Consider the following 26,875-nt stretch of genomic DNA (forward strand, 5'->3'; position numbering starts at 1 on the left):
TGGTATTATCTTCGTCGCTATCAATTTCCGATTGCGATGTGTCAGAAACACCTTTCTCGGAATCGATGTCGCCATTATCGGGGGTATCCGCTACAGGGTCTTCACTTTCGTTACTAGTGTCCGTTTGACCAGCGACGGCAGTGATGGCGGTGTGACTGGTTGTCGAATCAGTATCGGAAGCGCTTACATTTATGGATTGAGAGAGACCAATTCCCAAGGTGGTCACTCCGATGGCGGCCACGAGCCATTTTTTGCCTGCTTTATAAAGCTTAAAGTGCACTTTAGTTTCTAACATAACCGCTCATCCTCCGTTATTTCGTTTAGTATGTATACAAGATTTCCTTTTATTTAGTTATATCTTAATCCCTTTTTTAGATAATGCAAGAATTAATTAATCATAATAACTAGTTTATATCAAACGAGTTGGATAAGATAAAAATAAAATGGTGGCTAAATGCTGATAAACTGGCATTCTAAGTAAAGCTTGTTTTATAAAAAAGCAACAAATACTTTTTCGATTTTTAATTGCCCTAACTAAATTGGCAACAGTTTAGGTGAGCTGTGTGAGCTAAAAATTAATACAGCCGTTTCCACATCATGAAAGATGTAACGTTTATTTTAGTGGACCTTGTTTTGGTTGAAAAGGCCTGAACTGATTAATGCTCTGATGAAAATAGCTTGGACCGCCATCAGTCATTGTGTGACTGTAGCGGTCCAAGCTATTTTAAATTTGATAGATGAGATTGGTTATGATTAGTGTTGCTTGCGTCGATCTGCGGCAACGCCTAACGCACCTAACAAGAGGGCGGCACCGGCTGCAATGAGATTAAGGACGTTGGCGTCGTTGGTCTGTGGTAACGCAGTGGTTGCGGCGTTAGTGGTTTTCCTAGCTTGCTTGACCGGCTGTTGCGCATTGGCAGTGGTGGCCGTGTTCGGCTTAGTCGTGGCGTGGGCCAATGCCGTTGGTTGTGCGGCCTTGACAGTTGCTGGCGTTGCGGCAGTTGCGCCGGTCGTCGTGGCAGTTGAATGCCCCTTGGCAATCGCTGTTGCGCTGCCGTGAGCATTAGTGGCTTGGCCTTGCCGACTGGTTATGATTTGGTCGCCATCGCCACCGGTCTTCAATTGTGTGGTACTGGACTTCTTCATTGTCGGTTGCGACTTAGCGGGGGCCGTTGTGGCCTTGTCGCCAGCACTTCCCGTCACGATTTCATCGCCGTCACCACCAGTGGTGATGACGGGTGCCGTTGAAGTATCGGTGTTGCCCGGCGTAATAGTATCACCGTCGCCACCGGTCGTAATGGTATCACCAGAATCGCCAGTGGTCGTACCAGAGTTATCATCAGTCGGTGTGGTGTCGCCGCCACTGGTGCTCCCGCCGGCCGTGGTCCCAGAATTACCGCCGGTGGTGCTACCTTGGTTGGGATCCGTGACGGTCACCGTAGCCGTTTCGGAAACGATGTACGGGTTACCGGTGTCATAGTAGTCATTGGCGAGCTGGTAGGCGTAGGTGACTTTGAAAGTGCCGGCTTTCACGGCTTTGCCGTCTTGTAAAACGTTGTCCGGGTCATCGACACTGACTTGGACTTGGTCAAGACTCAGGGCGGAATCATCGTCAGCTAAACCGGAGACAAAATTGTCAGCCTTGTTCCATTGCTGGTTAACGGTCAATGAAGAGTCCTGCGTGGTGATGACTTTGCGTAAGATGACATAAACGTAGGGAGCAGATGTTTGAGCAGTCGCGTCCGAACTAGCCGGATCGTAGTTGATAATCGTGTCTTTGGCAGCGTCAAAATAGACATAAGTGTCTTGCGGCGTCCCGTCTTGATTTAAGAGGACGGAGTAACCATGGTCTTTAACTAAATTCGCGATGTTCATTTTCTTTATGTTCACGAAGACCCTCCCGCCGGTGTAGAGCATGCCGCTGGAATGAGTTTCATCATAACCGAAATTGTGGATAATCAGGTCACCGGCCTCAACATCGGGCATCAGGTCCTGGATATCTTGGGGAACGACGTCGTGGGAAGGCTGGTTTGCTTGACCCGTGACGGCGACGTATTGACCCACAATTTTATCGGGGTCCGGTTGCCCAATCCGAATATACAAGGTGCGCGGATTAGTGTAACTAATCGCACAGTTATAGACCTGGAAATCCTCTAGGTTCGTGCCGTCAACAATGGGGTTCGTTAAAGTCAAGGGCACCTTGGCGACGTAAGAGCCACCAATAGCTAAGGGCCCTTGGATATGAATTTCGGAAACATCGGATAGGTCATACCCGGCGGCGACCAATTGTTGATAAGTGTAATTCGTGCTGAAGACGCCGCCCTTAACGATATAAGTGAGCGTCATGCCAGCGGGAAGATCGGCCAACAGCGCGGCGTTTGAAGCGGCACCATCAGTTAAGGTGACTTGTACCTGATGGTTAGCCAGTTCGTCGAGGTAACTCGGTAAGGTGAAAAGGATGTTAGCGTATTGTGAGGACTTCGTCGTGTTGGTAAGGCTGAAAATGGCACTCAAGTTTTTAGCGTTAACGTCAATGATGGAAGCTGCTTGATTATTCCCCAGACCATTATTGTCGGTCAAAGACGTGCTGGTATTTCCTTGAGCATCTGTAGCTGTCAACCGGACGTGGGCGTCCACGGTCTCAGTCGTGGGTTCGTCGTGACCACTGGCATTATTGAGGATGGCGGGTTCCGTTGTCACCGCTTTATCCGGATCATACGTGGTATCGGTATACAGCGGTGCTGAGGCGGTCGGAATGACGGTCGCGTCTTCAGCCTTTGGGGCTACGGCGTTGGTCTTGGTGTTGGTATCGCTTGGGTCGGTCACGTCAGTTGTGGGTGTTTCGGTAGTACTTTCGTCAGTTTGGTCAGGAGTTGTGCTCTCGTTGTCTTCATTAGACTGGTCTGAAGTGCCGATGCTGTCAGTCGGGTTGCTGCTGTTGCCGTCGTTAGTGGCGTCCTGAGTATCGGTCGCGTCATGACCATTGACGTTAGTGGCGTCACTAGTCTGAGTTTGCGTCGAATTAGACTCACTGTTGGTCTTAGCGGCGTCATTGCTGTCACCGTCCGTCGTTGTGGTCTGTTTGGTAGCCGCCTGGGCTTTCAAAGCAACCACTTTTTTAGCCGTTGTCGATTGCGTGGTGACACTGGCAGATTCATCTTTAGCGGTGGTTGTGTCCGTATCAGAAGCGCTTACATTAGTTGCTTGCGAGAGACCAATCCCCAAGGTGGTCACCCCAATGGCGGCCGCAAGCCACTTTTTGCCTGCCTTATAAAGCTTATAGTGTACTTTGGTTTCAAACATAACCGCTCATCCTCCAATTTTGTTTCAGTATGTAGACGACTTATCCTCTTATTCACCTACATCTTAGTCCCGTTATTAGATAATGCAAGTATTAATTAAGCGTAGAAACCAATTATCGAGAATAACATCGCGATGATTCAAGGATTTAAAAGCCGTGATTGCCGGTAATACAGCTTTTTTAGCTGGTTAGGTGAATTAACTTGGGATAAACAAAATTTAGCTGTTTTACATGTTGTTAAAAATTTCGCAACAGATTATAACTTTTGTGCGATGAGACGGATGGATGTTTCATAGCACCACATTTTGAAAATTGTAACGCTATAATTTACAGGATGAAGACGGAGAGATGTAAAACGCCTCACCAACCCGAAAGTTTCCGGATTGATGAGGCGTTAAGGTAAGGCTGGTTGAAAGATCACTCGCGTTCCTGACCAAAGAGGAAGTAGAGCCACGGACCAATCGGTTGAACAAAAGCTAAAAGCGCCCACAGCAATTTGTTGCCATGGCGGACCGATTGGGCGTGGAGGATATCAGTTAAGGCAATCGTACTGGCAGTCAGTTCAAAGGCGGCAAAGGGCAATAGCCGTTGTTTGTCACGCTTGGTCAATTTTCGGTGGGGAGCAAGTTGGTGACGGGACATCGCAAACACCTCCAAATAAGATACGTTCAGTATACGCTAAGTTAAGTGTAAACGCTATCACGGCGGGCTTTAGCGTTGCAGTTTGCCGTGAGGTGCTCCTATAATGAACGTGATAATTAGTTGGGTCTAAATCAAGATGGAGGAAGTTATGGATAAGAAGCAAGTCGCAACTTTAAATCAAAAATGGTCGTTGTCGCACCGGCATCACATGACGATCAAGTGGCAAAATTGGAGCCAAGATGCCGACGTCACGGCTCGCGACGCCAGTTTACAAGCGCGGGCTTCTATCGTAGGGCGCATCGGTATCACCATGTTGTCGTGTGGCACGGGGGCCTGGCGGGTCCGCGACGCGATGGACCGCGTCGCGCGCAGTCTCGATTTGACCTGTTCGGCCGACATCGGGCTGATTTCGTTACAGTACACTTGTTTTAGTCCGGAGGATAGTTACTCACAGGTCTTGACGTTGCCGAATACGGCGGTCAATACGGACAAGCTCAACATCATGGAAGAGATGGTCAAAAACTTCCAAAACGACTTTGCCTTTCTGACCGTCCGCGAGATTCACACCATGATCGACGAGGTCCAACAACGGCCGACGCAGTATGCCCCGTGGATGTTAGGCGTCGCCGCGGCTTTAGCCTGTGGCGCCTTCATTTTTCTACTAGGCGGGGGCTGGCCGGAAATGATTTGTTCCTTCCTCGGGGCCGGCGTGGGGAACTACGCTCGGGCACTGATGGGCAAGCACAAACTATCGACGGTCGCCAGTATTGCCGTGGGTGTTGCGCTGGCGGGGTTAGTTTATATGCTGAGTTTCCGGCTCTTCGAATCGTCCTTTCAGATTTTAGCGCAACGCGAGGCCGGGTACATCGGCGCTATGCTGTTCGTGATTCCGGGCTTCCCGTTCATCACCAGCATGCTGGACATTTCCAAACTCGACATGCGTTCGGGCCTGGAACGTTTGGCTTACGCCACGATGATCACGGTCATCGCCACGCTGGTCGGTTGGCTGGTCGCGACCGGCTTTGATTTTCGCCCCGCGGCATTCTTACCGTTGGGGTTGTCGCCGTGGGCGTTGGCTTTATTACGTGTTCCGGCCAGTTTTTGCGGGGTCTACGGCTTCTCGGTGATGTTTAACAGTTCGCAAAAGATGGCGGTAGCAGCCGGTTGTATCGGGGCCGTGGCCAACACCTTACGGCTCGAACTGGTGCAATTGACCACCATGCCGCCTGCCGCTGCGGCCTTTACCGGGGCGCTGGTCGCCGGGCTGATTGCCTCGGCCGTCAACCATTACAACGGGTATCCGCGCATCTCCCTGACGGTACCGGCCATCGTCATCATGGTACCAGGGTTGTACATTTACCGGGCCGTTTACAGCATTGGGAGCAGTCAGATTGGTGTCGGTGCGTTGTGGCTGACCAAGGCGGTCTTGATCATCATGTTCTTGCCGCTGGGGTTATTCGTGGCGCGAGCATTGTTGGATAAAGAATGGCGCCATTGTGATTAGCAAATTAGAGTTAAGGGCCACCGGCAATTGTCGGGGTCCTTTTTTATGACTCGGGCGTGCTATAATGGGACCCAAATCTATAGAAGAGGTGACACCATGCGGAAAATTGCGGTCATTTCGGACGTTCACGGGAACGTGACCGCGCTGCAGGCGGTGATTCAAGACGCCCGGCAGCAGCACTGTACCGATTTTTGGTTCTTAGGCGACTTGTTTGTCCCGGGGCCAGGCGCCCACGACCTGTTGGCGATGCTGGATGCGTTGCCCATTACGGCGTACGTTCGGGGCAATTGGGAAGACGGCTTCTTGGAAACGGTCGATGGGTTGATCGATGAAACGGACCCCACCGACGTGTACGAGGTCCTCATCGATGATTACGTTCAAGCACAACTTGCGAGCACGGAAATTGAGCGGATTCGGCAATTACCGTTGTGCCAGACCCGGACCGTCGACGGGCTGACCTTTCAGCTCAGCCATAATTTACCCACAAAAAATTCGGGTCAGGCTTTGAGTCCGACCGCACCCCAAAAAGGATTCGACCGTTTGGCCCGAAGTGGCGCCGACGTCCTGATTTACGGTCACGTCCATCACCAATTGCTGCGGCAAAGTACCGCCGGCCAACTGGTGGTGAACCCCGGAACCGTGGGGATGCCGTTTCCGCATTGGACGCGTTTTGCGACGGACCTGCGCGCTCAGTACGCTGTTATCACGACGCACGGCCAGCAGTCGCCGGACGTTGACTTCCGCAAGGTCGACTATGACAGGGACGCTGAAATCGCGCTGGCCCGCCACCGGCAAGTGCCGTATCCCGACCTGTACGCGGATCAGCTGACCACCGGGCGGGTCCACACCCACGATAACAACGCTATCATCCGGGCGACCAAACGGTGGGGGTATCACGACCGCTTGCAACACATCATTGCGGTCCGCGCCCAGCAACACCCGACCCAAGAGTAAAAATAAATCCCTAGTGCCAGCTCAATTGAGTTGGACTAGGGATTTTTGCGTTGGGAGAAGTCAGCACGCTTACGACGGTTGGTGGGTCTTGAAATCAGGGAAGTGGGTTGCGGAATCACCTGATTTTTCAGGAGAAGTCAGTTTTTCGGTCACTTTTGGTTGACAAATGTAAACGATGGCTGTACGCTGTATCCATAGATTACAAATGTAAACGTAAAAGGAGCGAACCAGAATGACGAAATTATTAGTTTTAATCATCGGCTTGTTATTGATTGGTTTCATCGCCTGGTGGTTCTTTGGCCATCACGCCACGAAGACCGTTGAAGCCGCTCAAACGACGGGGCAACAAAGTATCGATATTGACGTGAACGGCGGCTATTCACCCGAACAAGTCGTGTTGAAGCAGGGCGTCCCCGCGGTCTTGAACTTCACACGGCAGGACGCCTCGAGTTGCTTGGACCGGGTCGTGTTTAGCGATTTCGGCATCAACCAGGCGCTGCCTCAAAACCAGACGCAAGCCATCAAGATCGACACCAGCAAGCCCGGCGAGTACCAATGGGCTTGTGGCATGGACATGTTTCACGGCAAACTCATCATTAAGTAATCCCAATTATTAACTTAGAAAGGAAGCAATTTATAATGACTAAAGCAAATCAAGCAAACATCACCGTCGACGGGGGTTACGCCCCACAAACCATTCACTTACAGCAGAAACAACCGGCGACACTGACGTTCACACGCCGTAGTGACCAGGGGTGTTTAGGACAGGTTCACTCACAAGCCCTCGACTTTGCGAAAGACTTGCCGTTGAATCAACCGGTCACGGTCAACGTGCCAACGGACAAGGCCGGTGAATTCGACTTCAGTTGTGGTATGGACATGTTCCACGGAAAGGTGGTCATCGACAAATGAGTATTACCAAGCGTTTCTGGGTCTCGTTGATCTTCTCGTTGCCCATGTTAGCGGGGATGATCGGTATGCTCTTCGGGTGGACCTTACCCGGAGGTGCCTGGACCCAATTGATTTTAACCACGATTGTGATGCTAGTATCGGCACGACCATTCTGGCAAAGCGCCTGGGCGTCATTTACCAAGCACCATGCCAACATGGACACGCTGGTCGCCATCGGGACCGCGACGGCTTACATTTATAGCTTATACGCGATGGTCACGGGCCAAGCCGTCTTCTTTGAAAGTGCGGCCTTCGTCACGACCTTCGTCTTGTTAGGGCAAGTCTTTGAGGAGCGGATGCGTAACAACTCCGCCAACGCCGTGGAAAAGTTGGTCAATCTACAGGCCAAAAACGCCGAAGTTAAGCGCGGCGACACCTTCGTCAAGGTCCCGTTGGATGAAGTCCAAAAGGGCGACATCGTCCGGGTCAAGCCGGGCCAAAAGGTGCCAGTCGACGGCGTCATCACACAAGGCAGTTCCAGTGTCGACGAGTCGATGGTCACCGGAGAAAGTCTCCCGGTCGAAAAGCACGTTGATGATGCGGTCATTGGTGCGACCGTCAACGAGACGGGGACCTTTCTGGTCAAGACTAGTCAGGTCGGCCAAGGAACCATGTTGTCGCAGATCGTGGAATTGGTGAAAAAGGCCCAAAACAGCCACGCGCCAATTCAAAAGTTGACGGATAAGGTCTCGAACATCTTTGTGCCCGCCGTGTTGATGCTGGCTATCGCGACCTTCCTAGTTTGGAACGTGTTCTTAGGGGCTAGTTTCGCCGAGTCCTTGATCTTTGCGGTGTCCGTCGTGGTCATCGCCTGCCCGTGTGCCTTAGGGTTAGCGACCCCGACCGCCTTGATGGTCGGGACAGGCCGTGGCGCTAAGATGGGGATCTTGATCAAGAACGGTGAAGTTCTGGAAGCCGTTAACGACGTGGACACGGTCATCTTTGACAAGACCGGGACCTTAACGGCGGGCAAGCCGAAGGTCACCGATGTCGTCGGCAACCAGACCCAGGTCGTCCAAATCGCGGCCAGTCTGGAAGGTGCGTCAGAACACCCGTTGGCGACGGCTATCCTCGACCGCGCCAAGCACGACCAAGTCACCTTGAGTGACCCGACGGACTTTCGCGCCATCGAAGGCCAGGGGGTCACGGCGACCGTTGCCGGTCACACCGCTTTCGTCGGGAACGAAAAGTTGGGTGCTAACGCCCAGTTAAGCCCCGCCTTGAAGCAATCCTTAACCCAATTACAGGATGAAGCCAAGACCGTGGTATTGGTTGGCCTCGATAAAACCGTGATTGGATTGATTGCCATTCAAGACGCCCCGAAACCAACGTCGAAGGAAGCCATCGCAGACTTGAAGGCTCGTGGCCTAAAGACCATCATGTTGACCGGGGACAATTCCCGGGTCGCTAACGCCGTGGCCAAGCAAGTCGGTATCGACACCGTGATTGCGGATGTCTTACCCGGTCAAAAGGCCGACCAGGTCAAGCAAGCCCAACAAAACGGACGGGTGGCCTTTGTGGGTGACGGCATCAACGATGCTCCAGCCTTGACCACCGCCGACGTGGGCATTGCCATGGGGTCCGGGACCGATATCGCCATCGATTCCGGGGGCATCGTGCTGGTCAAAAATGACTTGCGCGACGTCGACCGGGCTTTGGCTTTGAGCAAGAAGACCTTCAACCGAATCAAGCTGAATCTGTTCTGGGCGTTCGTTTACAACGTCTTGGGGATTCCCGTGGCGGCCGGGGTCTTCTTCACCTTAGGCTTCACGCTGAGTCCGGAATTAGCCGGCTTGGCGATGGCCTTCAGTTCGCTGTCCGTGGTTACGAGTTCGGTCTTATTGAACCGGGCGAAGATCAGTGCGCCGCGAACGCAAGTCGCCTAACTGACCAATTGAATCAAAGCAATTCTCACGACCCGGGGTCCGTCCCCGGGTCGTTTTTTGTGGCGTCAAGCCCGTTAAGCCGGTGGTTGGCAAGGCCGATTGGGCCGTGTATCATGAAGTGGTAGAAGTATTTGGCTACATAAAGGATGGTTAAATTGAAAAAAATTGCGCCGCTCTTCGTTGGCTTGGGCGCCATTAGTTTCGGAATCCCAGCAACGTTGTTTAAACTTGCGCGCCGCGAGGGAGTTGTCAACGGGCCGTTATTATTCTGGGCCTTTTTTAGTGCCGTGGTGATCCTAGCCATCATCCACGTGGTGCGGCGTCACAAGCTGCGCTACCAGCACACCAACTGGAAACAACTGCTTTTGGTGATTGCGGCCGGCAGCGGGTCGGGGTTTACCAACACCTTTTATATTCAGGCGTTGAAACTGATCCCCGTGGCGGCCGCAGCGGTCATGCTGATGCAGGCTGTGTGGCTGTCCGTACTGTTGGGCGCGGTGATTCAACGCCGTTGGCCGTCGCGGTTGCAGGTTTTAAGCATCGTTTTGGTTCTGGTGGGGACCGTGCTAGCGGCGGGGCTGTTTCCTATTACTGAAGCGCTGTCGCCGTTAGGCTTGTTCTTTGCGTTCTTAGCGGCCTGTGGGTACGCCTGCACCATGCAGTTCACCGCCAGTCTGGGCAATAATCTTGACCCGCTCACCAAGACTTGGCTGCTCTGTCTAGGGGCGTTTATCTTCATCAGCGTGGTCTGGGCACCGCAAATCGTGACGGCCCCGACCACCTGGCCGACCGTCAAATGGGGCTTTTGGATTGCGTTGTTCTCGATGGTCTTCCCGCTGGTGGCCTACTCGATCTTCATGCCACACCTGGAGTTAGGCATCGGGCCCATCCTGTCATCGCTGGAATTGCCATCGTCCATCGTGGTGGCGTTCGTGATTTTGGGCGAGACGGTCAGTGGCCTCCAGATCTTTGGCGTTTTGGTGATTATCGCTGCGGTCATAATTCCGAACATTTGGGGGATGTGGCAGCGCGAAAAGCTAAATTGAGCCGAAATATGGCCATTTATCTTGATTCTTGTCAAGGTAAATTGGCCTTTTTTTGTGTCCGGCCCCAAATGAGGTAAGTTACGGTTTTAAGTCGGTTTATAATTGTAATCTTGCTTGAATCCTTGATTTAACGGGATTTGTTAATCGTGAAATTACGTGTGCTACTGAGCGTTCACTATTGCACGAAATAGATAAAATGGGCAATTAAGCGCGTCAGATTAGGATTTAGCGGAAATCACGAATGAATCCGTAGTGGAGGTTACGCAATTTGCCGAAGGTGAAAACGGTTTAATTTAAATTCAAATTGCGACCGGACCCGGTAAACCGCTGAGAGGCTTAGCGAAGTTTTGGTTCCCCGAATAAAGGCGTTCAGGCCCGGCCTGGACGCCTTTTGCGTGGGTCTACCGGGGGTTAAGTCATGCTGGGGAGTAAAAGTCAGTAGGCCGCACCACTAGGAGGATTGACGAAAAAATGGTTGGCTTGTCAATTAAATTTGCGTTGGAATGTCGTTCACAATTAGGTTGTGCAAAACTTGAATTGTCAAAAGGAGCCGGGGCGTTTCCCGGAACGCCTGGGTGCCGACTCAGGATCTGCCAACCATCTCAGACCAAGGAAAGTGAGTGCGCAATTATGTTAAAGAATTTATTGAAGCCCCTTGTCATTGTCTTGTTAGCCCTGGAAGCCTGCGTCGTCGCCACTACGGTCAACGTTCAGGCAATTAGCCGGACGCCCACGCCGACGTGGGGGCACTGGCAGTCGGTCACCATCACCTATCGTTGCAATTCGACGTCTGCCTACTACCGCAGTGTCTGGTCTCAGGCCATTAAGCAGTGGAATCGGACGGGGGCAGTGAAGTTGCGCGCTGTCAAAGCCGGACATAAAGCGGACATCGTCTTGACGTCCGCGCAAACGATTCGGCAATCGGATGCGGTTGCCGGCTACACCAACTATACTTACTACCACAAAGCCCAAGGCAACCGCATCGTGGCCGCTAAATCCATCCTGGACCGCGGCATTCTGACGCACTACGGCTACACCAAGAGTCAACGGGCCAACGTAGCGGCCCACGAACTGGGACACGCCTTAGGTTTAGGGCACTCCAAGGCTAAAAATAGCGTGATGAACGCGTCGAACCGTTATGCCATGGTCAGTCCCCAAGATAAATTAGCGGTGCAAGGGGCCTACGCCCACCGTCGCTAGGGTCGTATGCCCAGGGGGCAGGGATTGCGCCGAACCGCAATCCGTGGTAATCTGTGCTTATCTGAATAGTGTTAAAAACTATAGAAAATGACCAGTACGGTAAGGTGGCTCACCCAAAGCGAGTTAGGGGCAGTGCAAGCCTAGCGGAACACGTTACCCGAACAACCCCTTTTCTGTTGGCTTCTGAACGTGAGAATCAGTAGGGAGTTCCGTGACCGCCACGTTATCCTGCGGACGTATCGCGTTTAGATACGGTGAGTCGGTTGCAATATCAGCAAATTGGGTGGTACCGCGGAAAGATCTTTCGTCCCTTGAATATCAGGGAACGTTGGATCTTTTTTTATGGTTTGAACATGGATATGACCGAAGGGAGAGCACAGTATGTCAGAGATTTTAGTCAAAGATTTATTTAGTGACCAGCACTTTGAAGACGACCAGACCATTACGCTTCACGGCTGGGTCCGGACGATTCGGAGTTCGAAAAAAATTGGGTTTATTGAGTTAAACGATGGGTCAAGTATTAAGAACGCCCAAATCGTGATGAAGGCCAGCGACGTCGACAACTACGCCGACGTGGCGAAGTTCCCAATCAGCTCTACGATTGCGGTGACCGGGACGGTCGTTTACACGCCGGACGCCAAGCAACCGCTAGAAGTTCACGCGTCTACGGTGGTTTTAGAGGGGTCCTCCAACAGTGATTACCCACTGCAAAAGAAGGCCCACTCCTACGAATACTTGCGAACCATTGCCCACTTGCGGCCGCGGACCAACACCTTTTACGCGGTCTTTCGGATTCGGTCGTTAGCCGCGTTTGCCGTCCACCAATACCTGCAGGCGCACGGGTTCAACTACCTGAACACGCCAATCATCACGGGCAGTGACGCCGAAGGGGCCGGAGAAATGTTCCGGGCCACGACGCTGGATCTGGACAACTTACCGCGCACCGAGGACGGCAAGGTCGATAACAGCAAGGACTTCTTCCGCAAGGAAACTAACCTGACTGTTAGTGGCCAGTTGGAAGCTGAAGCCTTTGCCTTAGCGTTGCGCAAGGTCTACACGTTTGGCCCGACGTTCAGAGCGGAAAACTCCCACACGGCGCGCCACGCGTCCGAATTTTGGATGATCGAACCTGAAATGGCCTTCGAAGACTTGGACGACGATATCGTGACCATCGAAGAGCTGATTAAAGCGGTCGTGAGCTACGTCTTAGACAACGCCCAAGACGAATTGGCCTTCTTGAACGCCAACGTCGACGAGAACCTGATTGCTCGCTTGGAGAAGACCCGCGACGAGAAGTTTGCGCGCCTGACCTACACGGAAGCCATCAAGGAACTTCAGGACGCCGACCAAGACTTCGAAGTTCCCGTTTACTGGGGACTGGACTTGGAAGCCGAACACGAACGTTACTTGAGCGAACATATCTACAACAAGCCGGTCTTCTTGACGGACTACCCTAAGGAAATCAAGGCCTTCTACATGCGGGCCAACGACGACGGCAAGACGGTCGCCGCGGTCGACCTCTTGGTCCCAGAAATCGGGGAACTGGTCGGCGGCAGCCAACGGGAAGAACGCCAGGACGTCTTGGCCCAAAAGCTCGACGAAAACAACATGTCGCGCGACGAATACGGCTGGTACCAAGACCTGCGGAAGTACGGCGAGACCGTCCACTCCGGTTTCGGGATTGGGTTCGAACGGCTCGTGATGTACGTGACCGGGATGGCCAACATCCGGGACGTGATCCCTTACCCGCGGACCCCAGGTAACGCGGAATTCTAAATTTAGATTAAATGAAAGTCGTTGTGAGCGGGAAGCTGGCAACGGCTTTTTTAGTTTAGGCAGATTAATTTCTAAAATTTAAAACTATGTATTAATAACAAAAGGTCGCTTGACGATGTTTGGTCCGAGTAAAAATATTTTAATTAAAAAGCTTGCGCAGCCGAATGATTCATGGTAGAGTGTAGCCAACATCAAAAAGCGAACAAAAAGGAATCTTTTCAACTGAAGTAACGACTCATTTGGGTGTTCAGAGAATTGGCGGTTGGTGCGAGCCATGCAGGATGAGTTGCTGAAATACGAAAAGCATTTCTGCGGGGTATCTCGACGTTATTCGAGATCAAAGTGCAAAGAATGCAAAGTTCTTTGAAGCTGGGTGGTACCGCGCGAGTAAGCGTCCCTTCTATACAATTATAGAAGGGACGCTTTTTTGATGGATTGATGATAAACAGAACGGTCATGAACAAGTTAAAATGGGAGGGTGTTTAAAATGACAACAGCAAATATGGCGGGCGTAATGGCGACCGATAGTAAGTTACATTGTCCTGAATGCGGTGAAGTGGTGTTCAAGAAGGTCTCAGGTGAAGCAACGTTGGAGTGTACCCATTGCGGCACGCGCATCAGTGAACTGGCTAAGTTAACGCATTAGTAGATTGACCACAAAGAAAGCAGGTGGTGGGATGCAAGAGACCCAACAAACGACGAAAGCGACGACACACTTAAATAAGCGAACAAAAATAGAATCATTAGTTTTAATGTTGGCATTTTCGACCCCGCTCTTGGTAGCACTAGGCCGTTTTCAGTGGACCGAACTTCCAATTTTTGAGTTATTAATAATTGGAATCATGCTGATTACCATCGGCATTGGGCTGTGGCGGCTAGCCAAACAAGTGATTCTGGTTTTAAAGGCGGGACCAGATACGGATTACCGGGAACGCTAAGGCAGTTCGAAGCTCATAGTTTTACTAAGCACGTGCTACGGTCATGAGTGATCGAGACGTGTTTTTTAGTCGCTCGGAACTGGTTTGGCTGTGAATCTGGATTGATTCGGGGCAGGGTTAGCTTATAATTATATCAATAGACACGTTAGGAGGAAGCTAAATGATTGATTTACGTGATCATGACATCATGTCGTCGATGGAAGCGGCCAAACGGTGGGAGAAAGCGGAAGATTACGTGCGCCAAGTTTACCGTAAGACGCCGGAAAAATTCCCCGCGGGGACCATCCGTAAGTTTGGCAAGCAGCTGGTCGTCACACGCAAGGGCATGGAGTCGGCGACTGGCGAGACCGAAATCGAAGCCAAACAATTTGCAAGTATTCGAAAAAATCCAAATATCCGCGACCTCTGATGAAGCAATAAAAATAAGCACAGCTGAATTCACGTGAAAATGGGCTTAATTTGCCTTGCCCCTTATTGACAGCGCTTTCGTGGTTGGCTATCTTTTGGGAGTGTTAGACCGTTTCACACGGAGTGGCGGGACCCAGGAGGGTGGCCACCGAAAGGAGAAGGGACAAATGAACATCATTGACGAACTGACCTGGCGCGGCGCGGTGAACCAACAAACGGATGCGGCCGGATTGAAGAAGCTGACCAGCGAAAAGAAGATTTCGCTGTACTGTGGGGTCGACCCCACCGGGGATAGTATGCACATCGGCCACTTGATTCCGTTCATGATGATGAAGCGCTTCGAGCTGATGGGACATCACCCCTACATTTTGATTGGGGGCGCAACGGGGAGTATTGGCGACCCTAGTGGCCGGAAGACCGAACGGCAATTACAGACCATGGAAAAGGTGCAACATAACGTAGCGGCCTTATCAAAACAGATGAAACGCCTCTTCGGTGGGGATTCGGACGTGACCATGGTCAATAACTACGACTGGTTGTCCAAAATTTCGTTACTGGATTTCCTCCGTGACTACGGTAAGTTGGTCAATGTCAACACCATGTTGGCTAAGGATATCGTGGCAAGCCGGCTGGATAACGGGATCTCGTTTACCGAGTTCACCTACCAGATTTTACAGTCAGTGGACTTTTTGACCTTAAATCGCAAGCATCACATTCAGTTACAAATCGGTGGTGCTGATCAATGGGGCAACATTACGGCTGGTATCGACCTGATTCACAAGGTCGAAGGGCCCGACGCTGAGGTCTACGGGTTGACGATTCCGTTGATGTTGAAGGCGGACGGCACCAAGTTTGGTAAAACTGCGGGGGGCGCCATCTGGTTGGACGCTGAAAAGACCTCACCGTACGAGTTCTACCAGTTCTGGTTGAACCAAGATGACCGTGACGTGGTGCGTTACCTCAAGTTTTTCACGTTCTTGGGTCAAGACGAGATCGAGTCACTGGCGCAAAGTGTCGAAGAAGCGCCCGAAAAGCGACTCGCACAACGCCGCCTAGCCGAAGAAGTCACCCGCTTCGTGCACGGGGAAGAGGCCTTGGAATCGGCACAACGTATTTCGGCCATTCTGTTTTCCGGCGACATCCAACAACTCACGGTCAACGAGGTACAAGACGCCTTTGAAAAGGTGCCCCACGTGACCATTAGTGCTCAACCGACCAACATCGTGGATTTGTTGGTCGAAACGGCCATCGAGCCATCGAAGCGTCAAGCTAGAGAAGACGTCGCAAACGGCGCCATTACAGTCAATGGTAACCGGCAAACGGACGTGGCGACGGCCTTAGATCCGACCACCCATTTCTCTGGGAAGTTCATGGTTTTACGTCGGGGCAAGAAGAATTACTTCTTAGCCCGGGTCGCAGATTAAATTTTTATCATTTAAATAACCGGTAACGGGTCTTCATCGCTGATGGGGACTCGTTTTTTTCGTTCTCGCCGTTTTCTCATAACCGGTAACGGGTAAAAAATCGTTTGAAAACCCTTTACGGGGTATTTGTGAAAGCGTATTCTATGCCGTGTAGTGTACTCAACAAAAATTTGTGGGAGGTCATCACCATGGAAAAGGTTACTGACTCACTGAAGGATTTGGATTTGAATGCCCTGTTCATCGGCGACAAAGCTGAAAACGGGGAGCTTTACAAAACGTTACTTAACCAGCTTGTGGACGAACATTTGGGCTGGCGCAAGAATTACATACCTGAAGATGCCAACATGATTGGCCCGGCCGAACAGGCTTCACCAGAATTTGAACAGACCGTTAACCGGATGCGCTCGGTGCTCAACCAGCTGTCCGCGCGGATTCGTACGGAATCCGTGCCGTGGCATTCGGCTGGTCGTTACTGGGGACACATGAATTCGGAAACTCTGATGCCCGCCCTGCTCGCCTACAACTATGCGATGCTGTGGAACGGGAACAATGTGGCCTATGAATCTTCACCGGCAACATCGCAAATGGAAGAAGAGGTTGGTCAAGAATTTGCCCGGTTGATGGGTTACGACTACGGTTGGGGCCATATCGTCGCCGATGGTTCACTGGCGAACCTGGAAGGACTCTGTTATGCCCGCAACATCAAGTCGCTACCCTTGGCCCTGAAGGAAGTCGTTCCTGAAGCGGTCGCCGGCAAGTCCGAGTGGGAACTTTTGAATATGCCCACCAAAGAGATTATGGACCTGGTCGAAAGTGAAGGTGCCAAGATCGACGACATCAAGAAACGTTCGGCTCGTAGCGGGAAGAACCTGCAAAAGCTTGGCAAATGGTTGGTCCCACAAACCAAGCACTATTCCTGGATGAAAGCCGCCGACATCATTGGGATTGGGCTGGACCAAGTCGTCCCCGTGCCCATCGATAGTGATTACCGGATGGACATCGATGCGCTGGAAGAAATCATTCGCGGGTACGCTGCCGAACACACCCCCATCTTAGGAGTGGTCGGTGTGACCGGCTCCACCGAAGAGGGGGCCGTGGACGGTATCGACCGTATCGTTGCCTTACGACAAAAGCTGCAAAAAGAGGGCATTTACTTCTATCTGCACGTCGACGCGGCTTACGGTGGTTATGCCCGGGCCCTGTTCCTGGACGAAAACGACAAATTCATTCCGTACAAGGATCTGCGCAAGGTTCACGCCGCTAACCACGTCTTCACCGAAGACAAGGAATTCATCAAACCAGAAGTCTATCGCTCTTATAAGGCTTTTGATCAAGCGGAATCCATCACCATCGATCCCCACAAGATGGGCTACGTCCCTTATTCCGCTGGTGGAATCGTAATCCAAGACATTCGGATGCGCGACACGATTTCCTACTTTGCGACCTACGTGTTTGAAAAGGGCGCCGATATTCCGGCATTGTTGGGGGCTTATATCCTAGAAGGATCGAAGGCGGGGGCCACGGCAGCTTCCGTTTGGACCGCGCACCACGTGCTACCGTTGAACGTCACGGGTTACGGTAAGTTGGAAGGAGCCTCAATCGAAGGGGCGCACCGTTATTACGACTTCTTGAAGAACCTGAGTTTTCAGGTCGGTGACAAGACCATCGAAGTGCACCCGTTGACGTCTCCCGATTTCAACATGGTGGATTACGTGCTGAAGGAACAGGGTAACGACAGTTTGAGCGACATGAACGACTTGAACCACGCGATGTACGAACAAGCGTCCTACGTCAAAGGCTCGCTTTACGGCAAAGAATACATCGTGTCACATACCGACTTTGCGATTCCCGACTACGGTGACAGTCCGTTAGCCTTCGTCAAGCGCATTGGATTTAGCGAAGCCGAATGGCGGAAAGCCCAAAAGGTCACGATTATCCGGGCTTCCGTGATGACGCCATACATGAACCGCCAAGAAAACTTCGATTACTTTGAACCTCGTATTAAGAAGGCCATGCAAGCCGATTTGGAACAATTATATGCCGCACGGACGCAACAAGCACATCAACAGGCGTAAAGCGCTCGGGGATTGCCAGCTGATATTGCTGGCAATGTGACGCAGACGTTTGATTTTAACTAGAGGAGAAATTATATGGATAAGCAAGCAACAAAGCTTAGTCTGGGGACGTTCATCGGGATGACGATGGCGTTATGTGCTACGGTGCGGTCGATTCCTTCGGTAGCGGCGACCGGCTGGACGCAAATCACCTACATGGTGTTTGCGGTCGTGTTCTTCGCCCTACCAGTGGCGCTGATCTCTGGGGAACTAGGGACCATGATGCAAGCCGAAGGGGGACCCCAATTGTGGGTCAAGACAGCCCTCGGGGAGAAATGGGGCTTCGTGACCGCTTGGCTACTCTGGGTACAGATGTTTCCCGGCATGGTCATGGTGGCGTCTACGATTGGACCCTTATGGGGCAACGTTTTTGGCAACGTGCCGCTTGGCAATAACCACTGGTTCATTCTCGCGAACATCCTGGGCTTTTACTGGATTATCACCGTCTTGAATTTACGGTACGATATGGCCAAAGTTGGGGGTAACGTTGGTGTTTGGTTGGGCGTCTACATTCCCATCGTGGTCATGTTGATCATGGGGATTGCCGCACTGATTAAGACCGGGATCAACCCGTCCGGCTACCTAGGGACGTTTACTTGGGGCAAACTGTTACCGAGTCTGTCGAACCTGCAAAGCCTACAGTACTTCGCCGCGATTTCCTTCATCTACACGGGGATGGAAATCTCATCGGTTTTCATTCCACGCTTGAATGACGCGAAGAAGACCTACACAGGTATTTTTGTAGCGTTGATTGGACTGGTTCTGATGAACCTGTTGAACGCAATTTTGGTCGCCAACGTGGTGCCTAATGGGCAGATTCAATTGTCAAATATCACACAGCCCATCCTGCTATGGTGCCAGATCTTAGGATGGCCCACCATCATCGCCAACATCTTTAGCTTCATGGTGGTTATCGGAGTACTGATTCAATTATCTGCCTGGGTTACCGGGCCGTCGAAGACCATGACGCAAGTGGCACGTGACGGGCAACTACCGGCGAGCTTTGGGTACCATAAGGTCAACAAATATGGGGTTTCCAAAAATGTGGTCTTAACGCAAAGCATTTGCATTTCCTTGTTCGCATTACTCTACGGGGTGATGAAGAACGTCAATGGGGTCTTCTTGACTTTGACCAACGCCACCACGGTGATTTACGCGTTGGTCTACGTCCTGATTGCCATTGCGATTATTCGCTTGCGGCAGACCCAACCTGACATGGAGCGGCCCTACCGCTTAGGCCGTTCGGGGAACGGTCTGGCGTATGGGGTGGCCTTCCTGCTCCTGTTTGGGATTCTGGTCATCATCGCTGCGACGCTCTTTGCCAGCGATTTGATGCAAGCCATTTTCGTGCTGGTGATTACGGCGGTCCTCTTCATGATTCCGTTGTATATCGACAAGAACAAGAATGCCGACTGGGCAAAGCAGGTCCACATTGATTTAGCACTAAACAAATAAGTGACGGCTATACAAGGAAAGGGGGTCTGGGATGCGTGTCCCGGACCCTTCTTTGTTGTTAGAACTAGGTTGCTGGTCCTTCCCGAAGCGACCTGTTCACTCGTGACTTAAAGGAAATAAAGGGGTGTCTACAATGGAAGAAAATAAACGTGAGGTTCAAGTTACCCTGGTCGAATCTATCCTGATCATGATCGGGATGTTCGCTATCTTGGGAGCGCTGATTATTGGGGCTGAGATGCCGCCACAAATTCCGATTTTATTGGTCTTTACCCTCCTGATGTTTTACGGGCGCTTGCGGCACGTGACTTGGGATCAAATCTTTGCGGGGATTATCGAGGGCATCAAACCGGGCATCATTCCCATCATGATTTTCTTGATGATTGGGTTATTGGTGTCGAGTTGGCTGCGGTCGGGGACGATTGCGACCATCATGGTGATTGGTTTCAAAATCCTATCAGCCCAGTTCTTTTTGCTCACGGTCTTTCTGATTTGCTGCCTGATTGGCATCACGGTGGGCAGCTCCTTCACCACAATTTCGACGATGGGCATTGCCTTCATGGGGATTGGGCACATCCTGGGGTTCTCCGCCGCCATCACGGCCGGGGCCATCGTGTCGGGCGCCTTTTTCGGCAACAACATGTCGCCGCTCTCCGACACCTCGAATCTGACCACTGGCTTAACAAAGGTCAATCTTTACGACCATTTGAAAAATATGGCGATTACTGCTATTCCGTCGGCATTGATCACGTTGGGCCTCTTCTTCATACTGGGACGGACGTCCAGTACGGCCGATTTGACCCAGACTCAACAGATTTCTCAACAACTCCAGCGTTCGTTTAACGTCTCCATTTGGGCGCTGCTGCCGATTCTGGTTCTGCTGTTGCTGGCCTGGCGGCAGGTCCCTGCGATTCCGACCTTGTTGGTGGGATCGCTGACGGCCCTGGTTGTTATCCTAGTGAGCAGTCCTGGTTATTCCGTGTCCCAGATTGGTACCCTGCTCATGAATGGAAACGCTGCCAAAACCGGGTCGCATACGGTCGACCGGCTAATGAGCGGCGGGGGTATCAATAATATGCTGGGGTCGGTATCCTTGATTATCGTGGCGTTGGCCTTGGGTGGTTTGTTGATTCAGTATGGCGTGGTCCACACCCTGATTACCAGCATCAAACAATACGTTAACACACCAGGTAAGCTGATTTTACTGAACATGTTGAGCGGTATCGGGGTGAATTTCCTGGTAGGTGAGCAGTACCTTTCCATTATTCTTCCCGGGACCACCTTCATGTCGTCCTATGACCGGTTGGGGTTGCCCCGCAAATACCTGACGCGGACCTTGGCCAGTGGTGGGGCAGACGTTAACGCCCTGGTGCCTTGGGGGGTCAGTGGGGTCTTCATCGCCGGAACGTTGGGTGTGAACCCCTTGGCCTACGTGCCGTTAGCGTTCTACGCGTATATCGATCCCATCATCACGATTTTGTTTGGCTTTACGCTGGTGACTTGGCGGTATCGGCGGTCCGGTAAACGCCCTGCAACATCAACCGCAACGACATCTGTAGGGCTGAAGGATCGAGACCAACCGGTGAATTGAAACGAGCATGAGCGATAGGCTAAACCACTTTTTAGTATAGTAGTTGAGCTACTTTGCGACTGAGCCCATGACCCATCTTTTTAATTGTTTATCACCAGGCACCGTGCTATATTTGAACCGAATATGGTATCACTGTTTATGGTTGTGAATTAATTAACCGTGATTATCGCAAAAATCTGGGGAGGAGGGACACTAATGCATTTCGTAAAGTGGCAATGGTTAGGCGCGTTAGGACTCGTATTGGGCCTGCTAATTGGTGGGTCGTTGGTGGCGCAGGCGACGGATGAAGCCGCTACGGCGGAAATGCCCGCGGGTGCGCAGACATTAGACAACGTGTTTAATATGCCGTCCTCTTTGGGCCCGTTACCCAATAGCGCCAAGATTATTAAGTCCACCAACGACGCAAGCGCTGGGCAGCAAGCCTTTCAAATCACCGATACGAAAAATCAGGTCGGGGCTATTTGGTCGAAGGATGACCATAAAATGGATTTGAGTCACGACCAGACCATGTCCATGTGGATGTATTTTGGCGGCAGTCCCGATACTGTAGATGGGTCCACCGGTGAAGGGATGGCCTTTGTTCTCCAGAATTCGGGGCCAGATGCGATTACTCAAGGGATTAGTCAAAAGATGTTACCAGGGCAAACCCTGGGCGTGTGGGGATTGGATAATGATACTAGTGCCTCAACTTCAGATATTATCGCTAAAAAAGCCATTCAAAATAGTTGGGCGATTGAGTTTGATGAGTATAATAATAGCGATACCACAGGCGGTAATAATAAAGCACTAGACAATGGTAATAATGTAAATGGCGGACATATTCTGGCTAGCTATCCTGGGGATAGTGGGTCGTATAAACGACTAGGGATTAATGCTACTAGTGCTAAATATTGCTTTAGATTAATTCACGGTAATATGATTAACACTAAGACGGGTAAACCGACGAATATTATAAACCCCGATTCTCCATACAATGGCTTGGCAACCAAATTGTCCGATGGGTCCTGGCACCACTTCACTTTATCCTGGAAAGCGCCGGCGATAAACGAAACTACAGGAACAATGACTTACACCTTCAACGATAAAGATCCCCTAACTGGTCTGAAAAAGCCTGTAGACCCGAAATACATCATTACAAAGGACGTCGATATTAGCAAGTTGAATTTAGCCCCCATTGATAGCACCGGCAGTGCTCGCAAGGTTTACTGGGGGGTCACCGGAACGACCAGTGACGTTTTTACTAATAATGTGGTGGCTTTCGATCAATTACCCGGATGGCTTACAGCGGCTGCTAATTTGACCATTAAAGATGAAACCCTAAATAAGGCGGTTACTGACAACTCGCAGGAGCAGAATGCAACCAGTCAGGTGAACAGTGGCGATAAGCTAACTTACACATACAAGCTGACTTACACTGGGGGTACTCAAGCTTGGCAGGACGTCACGACGGCCCTGCCTAAACCCAACGGGGTAACTTTTAGCACGGGAACGATTACGTACGCTCAGGGCGGAACTGAGGAACTGACGGCAGCGGAACTAAATGGTGAGTCCATCGGGCATCGCTTGCAACTGCCACTATCAGCAGATAATAAATCAGCTACGGTAACGTTGAGCGGAACGGCAGATCATGTCACCAGTGTTCAAAATGTCGCTGCAGCGAAACATGAGTTTACGGGGGCTAATCAGACTGCTTCGGTGGACTCACCGGCCTACACGATTTCTCCCGGTAGTTTGACTTTCGGTACCGTAAATTCGCAGAGTACCTTTAAAGAGACCGCATTGACAGGAACCAATCAAAAAGTTTGGCGGAAAGATGATTGGGAAGTTGACGTTGAAGATACTCGACAAGTTGGCTCTCAGTGGGCTGTTACGGCGCAAGCCGATACTTTGAAAGATGGAACGGAACCATTACGGGGGCAACTCCACTATGTAGATAGCCAACAAGCCGATCATCTTCTGGGGAAAGATGCTGTGACCATTATGACCCAGACAAAAAAAGCGGGAGAAAATCAGACTGACGTGACAAAAGATTGGAACGACAACAATCACGGCATTTATTTAGCTGTTGACGGGGATGCTCAGGTGGGACATTATTCTGGGACAATCACATGGACATTGAATAACGTCCCTAATTAATGCCACAGGTAAAGTATAAGTGACCAGAACTAAGCGAGGCGGAGCGTCCGTGGCATGGCGAATCAGACAACTGATTGATGGCTGGGTCATCTTGGTGGCGGCACTATGGGGCGTCAATCGGCCGGTGTCTGCACATGCGGCACCCAATTTGTCGGCGTTGCAACCCACCTTGTTTTTTCACGGGTCGGATAGCAGTTACCGTGCCGAAATCCACATGGTGGGTGCTATCAAGCACGCGGGCTTAAGCAATAAACGTTCGGTGATTCGTGCCAACGTGGCGGGGAACGGAAAGGTGAGACTGATAGGCAAATTGACCAAGCGCACCAAGAACCCGATTGTGGAGGTCAACTACTTGCGCAGTAGTTACAAGGCGGACAAGACTTGGGGACGGTGGGCCAAAAATGTCGTGGTGAAGTTACAAAAAACGTATCATTTTAAACGCCTCAACCTGGTCGGCCACTCGATGGGCAACACCGCCATCCTGTATTATCTGGTCCATAACGCCCGCAACCGGCATTTGCCACAGGTAATGAAACAGGTGGCACTAGGTGGCCACTGTGACGGCGTTCTTGGTGAGGGAGATTACCCGCACCGGTTGAAATTGGCCAGGTCGGGGCGTCCCAACTACATAACGGCGAGTTACCGGTATTTGTTGGCGTTACGTAAATGTTACCCGCGGTCAGCCGCGGTCTTAAATATTTACGGGGACCTAAAGAACGGGACGGATTCCGATGGCCGGGTCAGCAACGCTTCCTCACGCTCATTACGGTACTTGGTCGTCCGGGCCCACCGCTACCGTGACCGGCAAGTTGTGGGAGCCCGTGCGCAACACAGTCGGCTCCACAATAACGCTCAGGTCGACCGCCTGTTGATGCGATTCTTATGGCCCAAACGATAAAAAACGAAAGCGGGACAAAGTAACTTTTGGCGCACGTTGCGGCACCATGATGGCTACTGAACAACTAAAAAAGGGCACCTCTGCGAATGGTTTTTCCATTTAGAAGGGGTGCCCTTAGTGTTTTGTTCCAGATTCATTTTGATGAGCTTACTTGGATGTGTAAATGGCACGCAAGCCCGCTAAGTCGGCGGACGAAAGTTTCGTACGCCCTTGACTGTACGGGTACATCACGGAGGTCGGCGACTGACTGTGATCCAGACCTAACGCGTGACCCAATTCATGGACCGCCACGGAGGTGGTATAGGCGTTGCGGTAGTCGCCATTCAGGCTAGCCTTGGCGTGGTTCCAGGCAGCCGACCCCAGCAAGCTAGTTTCCTGAGTAATCTGGGGGCCACCGTGGCCTAGCTCAACAGTCGATTGGTTCGCCGGCATTTTTTTGTGGTACACCGAGAAGGTGATTTGGTTATCGTGCTTAGTCGCGGAACCGTCGATGAGGTGGACGATACCGGTGCGATTGTAGATGGCGACGGCATTGGTGAAGGCTTTGACCCCGGCATCTGGAAGCTTTTTATCGAAATGGTAATAGTAAGTTTTATCAAGGGTGACGCCCTGGACGATGGCCTCAGTAGGGGTCGTACCCTTGGTGGTCGTGGCGGTAGCTTGGGTGCTGGTGGTCACTTGTTGGGGTTCGAAGATGGCCGCTAGCGTCTGTGGAATCTCAGTCCGCCAAGTTGCCAGTTGCCGGGTGAGGGGTTGTAACGCGCCTTGGCGATAAGCGAAGCCAAGCCCAATCAATAAGAGGAGAAATAAAATGAGTTTGAAACGGTTGTGACGCATTAAGCTGGCCTCCTTTAAAAGGTAATGGTAGAAAATGATAATACCGCATTAAATGAGAAATTACTAATTATTATCCGTTTTCACGCCTTTAAATCTCCACTGAAAGCCGGATAAAACATGATTGCCCTTGAAATTTTTCTTAAATTAGATTAAGGTTAGAAAATTGACAATAAAATGAAAAATTGCGTTAAAGGGAGCATTTTATGAGAGACATATTTAAAAAAGAGTCAGTGAGTACCTATTTGAAGGCCGATTCGCGGTTGACCAAGACCTTGCGAGCCCGGGACCTGGTCGCCCTAGGAATCGGGGCTGTGATTGGGACGGGGATTTTTATCCTCCCTGGCCACGAAACCGCCTTACACGCAGGGCCCGCGGTTTCCGTGGCTTTCTTGCTGGCTGCATTGGTCTCCGGAATCGTGGGGATGGCCTACGCGGAATTCTCCTCGGCCATGCCGGTTGCCGGTTCGGCGTATTCTTTTGGGGCCGTCATTTACGGCGAAATCGTCGGTTGGATTCTGGGCTGGGCGTTGATCCTGGAATACTTTTTGGCGGTGTCGGCCGAGGCGACTGGCTTTGCCTCGTACTTTAACAATAACATCTTAGAGGCGATTGGCGTCAAGTTACCTCAGGCGCTCCAAGCAGGACCGCTCGAAGGTGGCGTCATCAACCTCTCGGCGACGTTGATTGTGTTGGTGATCGCGTTGATTATCGCGCAGGGTGCCAACCTCTCGAAACGCGTGGAAAACGTGGCCGTCGTGATTAAAGTCGCCATTATCATCCTCTTTATCGTAGTTGGGGTCTTCTACATCAAGACGGATAACTATACCCCATTTTACCCGAAACAATTTCAAACGACACCGTTTGGCTTGGGGGGCATCTCGACGGCCGCGGCGACCGTGTTCTTTGCCTTCATCGGCTTTGACGCACTGGCAGCTAACTCCGCCGAGACCATTCACCCCGAGAAAAACGTGGTCCGGGGGATTCTGGGGACCGTGTTGGTCTCGGTCGTGCTGTACGTGGCGTTCTCCTTTGTCCTGAACGGTATCGTCAACTACAAGCAGTTGAACGTCGATGACCCGGCGGCTTACGCCTTGAAGTTGATTCACCTGAATACCTGGAACAAGCTGATTACGATTGGCGCCTTAATCGGGATTTTCACCGCCATGATCACCATGTTCTTCGGTGGGTCGCGGTTGGTTTACGCCCTAGGTCGTGATGGTCTCTTACCGGAAAAAATGGGGGCCATCAGCTACAAGCACGCGGTACCGAAAAACGCCATTATCGTGGCAACTATCGTGCAGGCGTTCTTTGCCGGCCTGGTGCCGTTGACTGAATTGGCGTCATTGATCAATGCCGGGACGTTATTAGCCTTTGCGTTTATCTCGTTTGGGGTCATCCCGTTGCGGCACCGCAAGGACATCGCCAACGACGGGTTCAAGATGCCGTTGTACCCGTTCCTGCCGATCCTAGCGGGGTTGTCCAGCGTGTACTTCATTATCATGTTACCGAACATCACCAAGATTTCGGTCGGCTTGTGGCTGATTTTAGGCCTCGTGATTTACTTTGGCTACGGTATTCGCCATTCTAAACTGCAAAATCCTCAAAAAGCGGCATCAACGGAAGATTAACCTTAAAATTTATTTGCAAACAGGCTTCTCCAGAATTTCAGTTCTGGGGAAGCCTGTTTTTGATTTTAGTGGGACGAATTTACAATTGAAGTGCAACAAGTAAGAAAATAAAAATAGACTCCTAGCCTGAGTCCTGTAGAATGAAGTCACCATAACAATCATCTAAAGGAGTTCTTAGGCTATGAGTCC

The 26,875-nt window shown here is 51.4% G+C and carries 21 protein-coding genes; 17 read left to right on the forward strand and 4 right to left on the reverse strand.

The window, feature by feature from the left end; translation table 11 throughout:
• From DXH47_RS10090 to DXH47_RS10100, 3 genes are all read right to left on the reverse strand, one after another.
• Positions 1–295: KxYKxGKxW signal peptide domain-containing protein (locus DXH47_RS10090; protein WP_170955005.1), on the reverse strand; the 295-nt coding region annotated here is incomplete at its 3' end.
• Positions 296–753: 458 nt separating this feature from the next.
• Positions 754–3,303 (reverse strand): KxYKxGKxW signal peptide domain-containing protein, encoded by a 2,550-nt coding sequence (locus DXH47_RS10095; RefSeq protein ID WP_129033197.1) that lies wholly within the window; start codon positions 3,301–3,303, stop codon positions 754–756.
• 415 nt (positions 3,304–3,718) lie between these two features.
• Positions 3,719–3,943, reverse strand: a complete 225-nt coding sequence (locus DXH47_RS10100) for a PLD nuclease N-terminal domain-containing protein (RefSeq protein WP_129033198.1) — start codon at positions 3,941–3,943, stop codon at positions 3,719–3,721.
• 148 nt (positions 3,944–4,091) lie between these two features.
• Here DXH47_RS10100 and DXH47_RS10105 point away from each other — a divergent pair, with 148 nt between their 5' ends.
• The 16 genes from DXH47_RS10105 to DXH47_RS10175 all read left to right on the forward strand — a co-directional run bounded on the left by DXH47_RS10105 (position 4,092) and on the right by DXH47_RS10175 (position 24,221).
• Positions 4,092–5,447, forward strand: a complete 1,356-nt coding sequence (locus tag DXH47_RS10105; RefSeq protein ID WP_129033199.1) for a threonine/serine exporter family protein — start codon at positions 4,092–4,094, stop codon at positions 5,445–5,447.
• Between the two features lie 96 nt (positions 5,448–5,543).
• Positions 5,544–6,401, forward strand: coding sequence for a metallophosphoesterase family protein (locus DXH47_RS10110; protein ID WP_170955006.1), 858 nt, complete (start codon positions 5,544–5,546; stop codon positions 6,399–6,401).
• Between the two features lie 232 nt (positions 6,402–6,633).
• Complete coding sequence (locus DXH47_RS10115) at positions 6,634–7,005, forward strand: cupredoxin domain-containing protein (protein WP_129033201.1); 372 nt, start codon at positions 6,634–6,636, stop codon at positions 7,003–7,005.
• A gap of 35 nt (positions 7,006–7,040) precedes the next feature.
• The gene (locus tag DXH47_RS10120) at positions 7,041–7,313 is read left to right on the forward strand and encodes a cupredoxin domain-containing protein (RefSeq protein ID WP_129033202.1); all 273 of its coding nucleotides are present in this window, start codon (positions 7,041–7,043) and stop codon (positions 7,311–7,313) included.
• Positions 7,310–9,238: a copper-translocating P-type ATPase gene (locus DXH47_RS10125; protein WP_129033203.1), complete on the forward strand. Its 1,929-nt coding sequence runs from the start codon at positions 7,310–7,312 to the stop codon at positions 9,236–9,238. The genes DXH47_RS10120 and DXH47_RS10125 overlap by 4 nt, the downstream gene beginning before the upstream one ends.
• A gap of 155 nt (positions 9,239–9,393) precedes the next feature.
• Positions 9,394–10,284: an EamA family transporter gene (locus DXH47_RS10130; RefSeq protein WP_129033204.1), complete on the forward strand. Its 891-nt coding sequence runs from the start codon at positions 9,394–9,396 to the stop codon at positions 10,282–10,284.
• Positions 10,285–10,914: 630 nt separating this feature from the next.
• Positions 10,915–11,484, forward strand: a complete 570-nt coding sequence (locus DXH47_RS10135) for a matrixin family metalloprotease (protein ID WP_129033205.1) — start codon at positions 10,915–10,917, stop codon at positions 11,482–11,484.
• A gap of 381 nt (positions 11,485–11,865) precedes the next feature.
• Complete coding sequence (gene asnS, locus DXH47_RS10140; RefSeq protein WP_129033206.1) at positions 11,866–13,260, forward strand: asparagine--tRNA ligase; 1,395 nt, start codon at positions 11,866–11,868, stop codon at positions 13,258–13,260.
• A 487-nt stretch (positions 13,261–13,747) separates the two neighbouring features.
• Positions 13,748–13,906: a hypothetical protein gene (locus DXH47_RS11720; RefSeq protein ID WP_170955007.1), complete on the forward strand. Its 159-nt coding sequence runs from the start codon at positions 13,748–13,750 to the stop codon at positions 13,904–13,906.
• Positions 13,907–14,358: 452 nt separating this feature from the next.
• A complete protein-coding gene (locus DXH47_RS10145; RefSeq protein WP_129033207.1) occupies positions 14,359–14,607 on the forward strand; it encodes a helix-turn-helix domain-containing protein in 249 nt (82 codons plus the stop codon).
• Positions 14,608–14,773: 166 nt separating this feature from the next.
• On the forward strand, positions 14,774–16,030 hold the full coding sequence (gene tyrS, locus DXH47_RS10150) for a tyrosine--tRNA ligase (protein ID WP_129033208.1): 1,257 nt from the start codon (positions 14,774–14,776) through the stop codon (positions 16,028–16,030).
• Between the two features lie 188 nt (positions 16,031–16,218).
• Entirely contained in the window at positions 16,219–18,105 is a 1,887-nt protein-coding gene (gene tdc / locus DXH47_RS10155; protein ID WP_129033209.1) for a tyrosine decarboxylase, read from the forward strand.
• Between the two features lie 75 nt (positions 18,106–18,180).
• Complete coding sequence (tyrP, locus tag DXH47_RS10160; RefSeq protein WP_129033210.1) at positions 18,181–19,599, forward strand: tyrosine-tyramine antiporter; 1,419 nt, start codon at positions 18,181–18,183, stop codon at positions 19,597–19,599.
• Positions 19,600–19,732: 133 nt separating this feature from the next.
• Positions 19,733–21,187, forward strand: a complete 1,455-nt coding sequence (gene nhaC / locus DXH47_RS10165; RefSeq protein WP_129033211.1) for a Na+/H+ antiporter NhaC — start codon at positions 19,733–19,735, stop codon at positions 21,185–21,187.
• 267 nt (positions 21,188–21,454) lie between these two features.
• On the forward strand, positions 21,455–23,323 hold the full coding sequence (locus tag DXH47_RS10170; protein WP_129033212.1) for a hypothetical protein: 1,869 nt from the start codon (positions 21,455–21,457) through the stop codon (positions 23,321–23,323).
• Between the two features lie 49 nt (positions 23,324–23,372).
• A complete protein-coding gene (locus DXH47_RS10175; protein WP_129033213.1) occupies positions 23,373–24,221 on the forward strand; it encodes an alpha/beta hydrolase in 849 nt (282 codons plus the stop codon).
• A gap of 147 nt (positions 24,222–24,368) precedes the next feature.
• Here the strand turns inward: DXH47_RS10175 and DXH47_RS10180 are convergent, their stop codons facing one another.
• Positions 24,369–25,058, reverse strand: coding sequence for a matrixin family metalloprotease (locus tag DXH47_RS10180; protein ID WP_129033214.1), 690 nt, complete (start codon positions 25,056–25,058; stop codon positions 24,369–24,371).
• A 203-nt stretch (positions 25,059–25,261) separates the two neighbouring features.
• Between DXH47_RS10180 and DXH47_RS10185 the strand changes: the two genes are divergently transcribed.
• Positions 25,262–26,686, forward strand: a complete 1,425-nt coding sequence (locus DXH47_RS10185) for an APC family permease (RefSeq protein WP_129033215.1) — start codon at positions 25,262–25,264, stop codon at positions 26,684–26,686.
• Positions 26,687–26,875 lie beyond the last annotated feature (189 nt).

Source organism: Levilactobacillus suantsaii (genome assembly GCF_004115745.1).
Taxonomy (GTDB): domain Bacteria; phylum Bacillota; class Bacilli; order Lactobacillales; family Lactobacillaceae; genus Levilactobacillus; species Levilactobacillus suantsaii.

Excerpts from the sequence above, each read along its gene's own strand:
- DXH47_RS10095 (WP_129033197.1), bottom strand. The coding sequence starts at position 3,303 with ATGTTTGAAACCAAAGTACACTATAAGCTTTATAAGGCAGGCAAAAAG.
- DXH47_RS10100 (WP_129033198.1), bottom strand. The coding sequence starts at position 3,943 with ATGTCCCGTCACCAACTTGCTCCCCACCGAAAATTGACCAAGCGTGAC.
- DXH47_RS10105 (WP_129033199.1), top strand. The coding sequence starts at position 4,092 with ATGGATAAGAAGCAAGTCGCAACTTTAAATCAAAAATGGTCGTTGTCG.
- DXH47_RS10110 (WP_170955006.1), top strand. The coding sequence starts at position 5,544 with ATGCGGAAAATTGCGGTCATTTCGGACGTTCACGGGAACGTGACCGCG.
- DXH47_RS10115 (WP_129033201.1), top strand. The coding sequence starts at position 6,634 with ATGACGAAATTATTAGTTTTAATCATCGGCTTGTTATTGATTGGTTTC.
- DXH47_RS10120 (WP_129033202.1), top strand. The coding sequence starts at position 7,041 with ATGACTAAAGCAAATCAAGCAAACATCACCGTCGACGGGGGTTACGCC.
- DXH47_RS10125 (WP_129033203.1), top strand. The coding sequence starts at position 7,310 with ATGAGTATTACCAAGCGTTTCTGGGTCTCGTTGATCTTCTCGTTGCCC.
- DXH47_RS10135 (WP_129033205.1), top strand. The coding sequence starts at position 10,915 with ATGTTAAAGAATTTATTGAAGCCCCTTGTCATTGTCTTGTTAGCCCTG.
- asnS (WP_129033206.1), top strand. The coding sequence starts at position 11,866 with ATGTCAGAGATTTTAGTCAAAGATTTATTTAGTGACCAGCACTTTGAA.
- DXH47_RS11720 (WP_170955007.1), top strand. The coding sequence starts at position 13,748 with ATGACAACAGCAAATATGGCGGGCGTAATGGCGACCGATAGTAAGTTA.
- DXH47_RS10145 (WP_129033207.1), top strand. The coding sequence starts at position 14,359 with ATGATTGATTTACGTGATCATGACATCATGTCGTCGATGGAAGCGGCC.
- tyrS (WP_129033208.1), top strand. The coding sequence starts at position 14,774 with ATGAACATCATTGACGAACTGACCTGGCGCGGCGCGGTGAACCAACAA.
- tdc (WP_129033209.1), top strand. The coding sequence starts at position 16,219 with ATGGAAAAGGTTACTGACTCACTGAAGGATTTGGATTTGAATGCCCTG.
- tyrP (WP_129033210.1), top strand. The coding sequence starts at position 18,181 with ATGGATAAGCAAGCAACAAAGCTTAGTCTGGGGACGTTCATCGGGATG.
- nhaC (WP_129033211.1), top strand. The coding sequence starts at position 19,733 with ATGGAAGAAAATAAACGTGAGGTTCAAGTTACCCTGGTCGAATCTATC.
- DXH47_RS10180 (WP_129033214.1), bottom strand. The coding sequence starts at position 25,058 with ATGCGTCACAACCGTTTCAAACTCATTTTATTTCTCCTCTTATTGATT.
- DXH47_RS10185 (WP_129033215.1), top strand. The coding sequence starts at position 25,262 with ATGAGAGACATATTTAAAAAAGAGTCAGTGAGTACCTATTTGAAGGCC.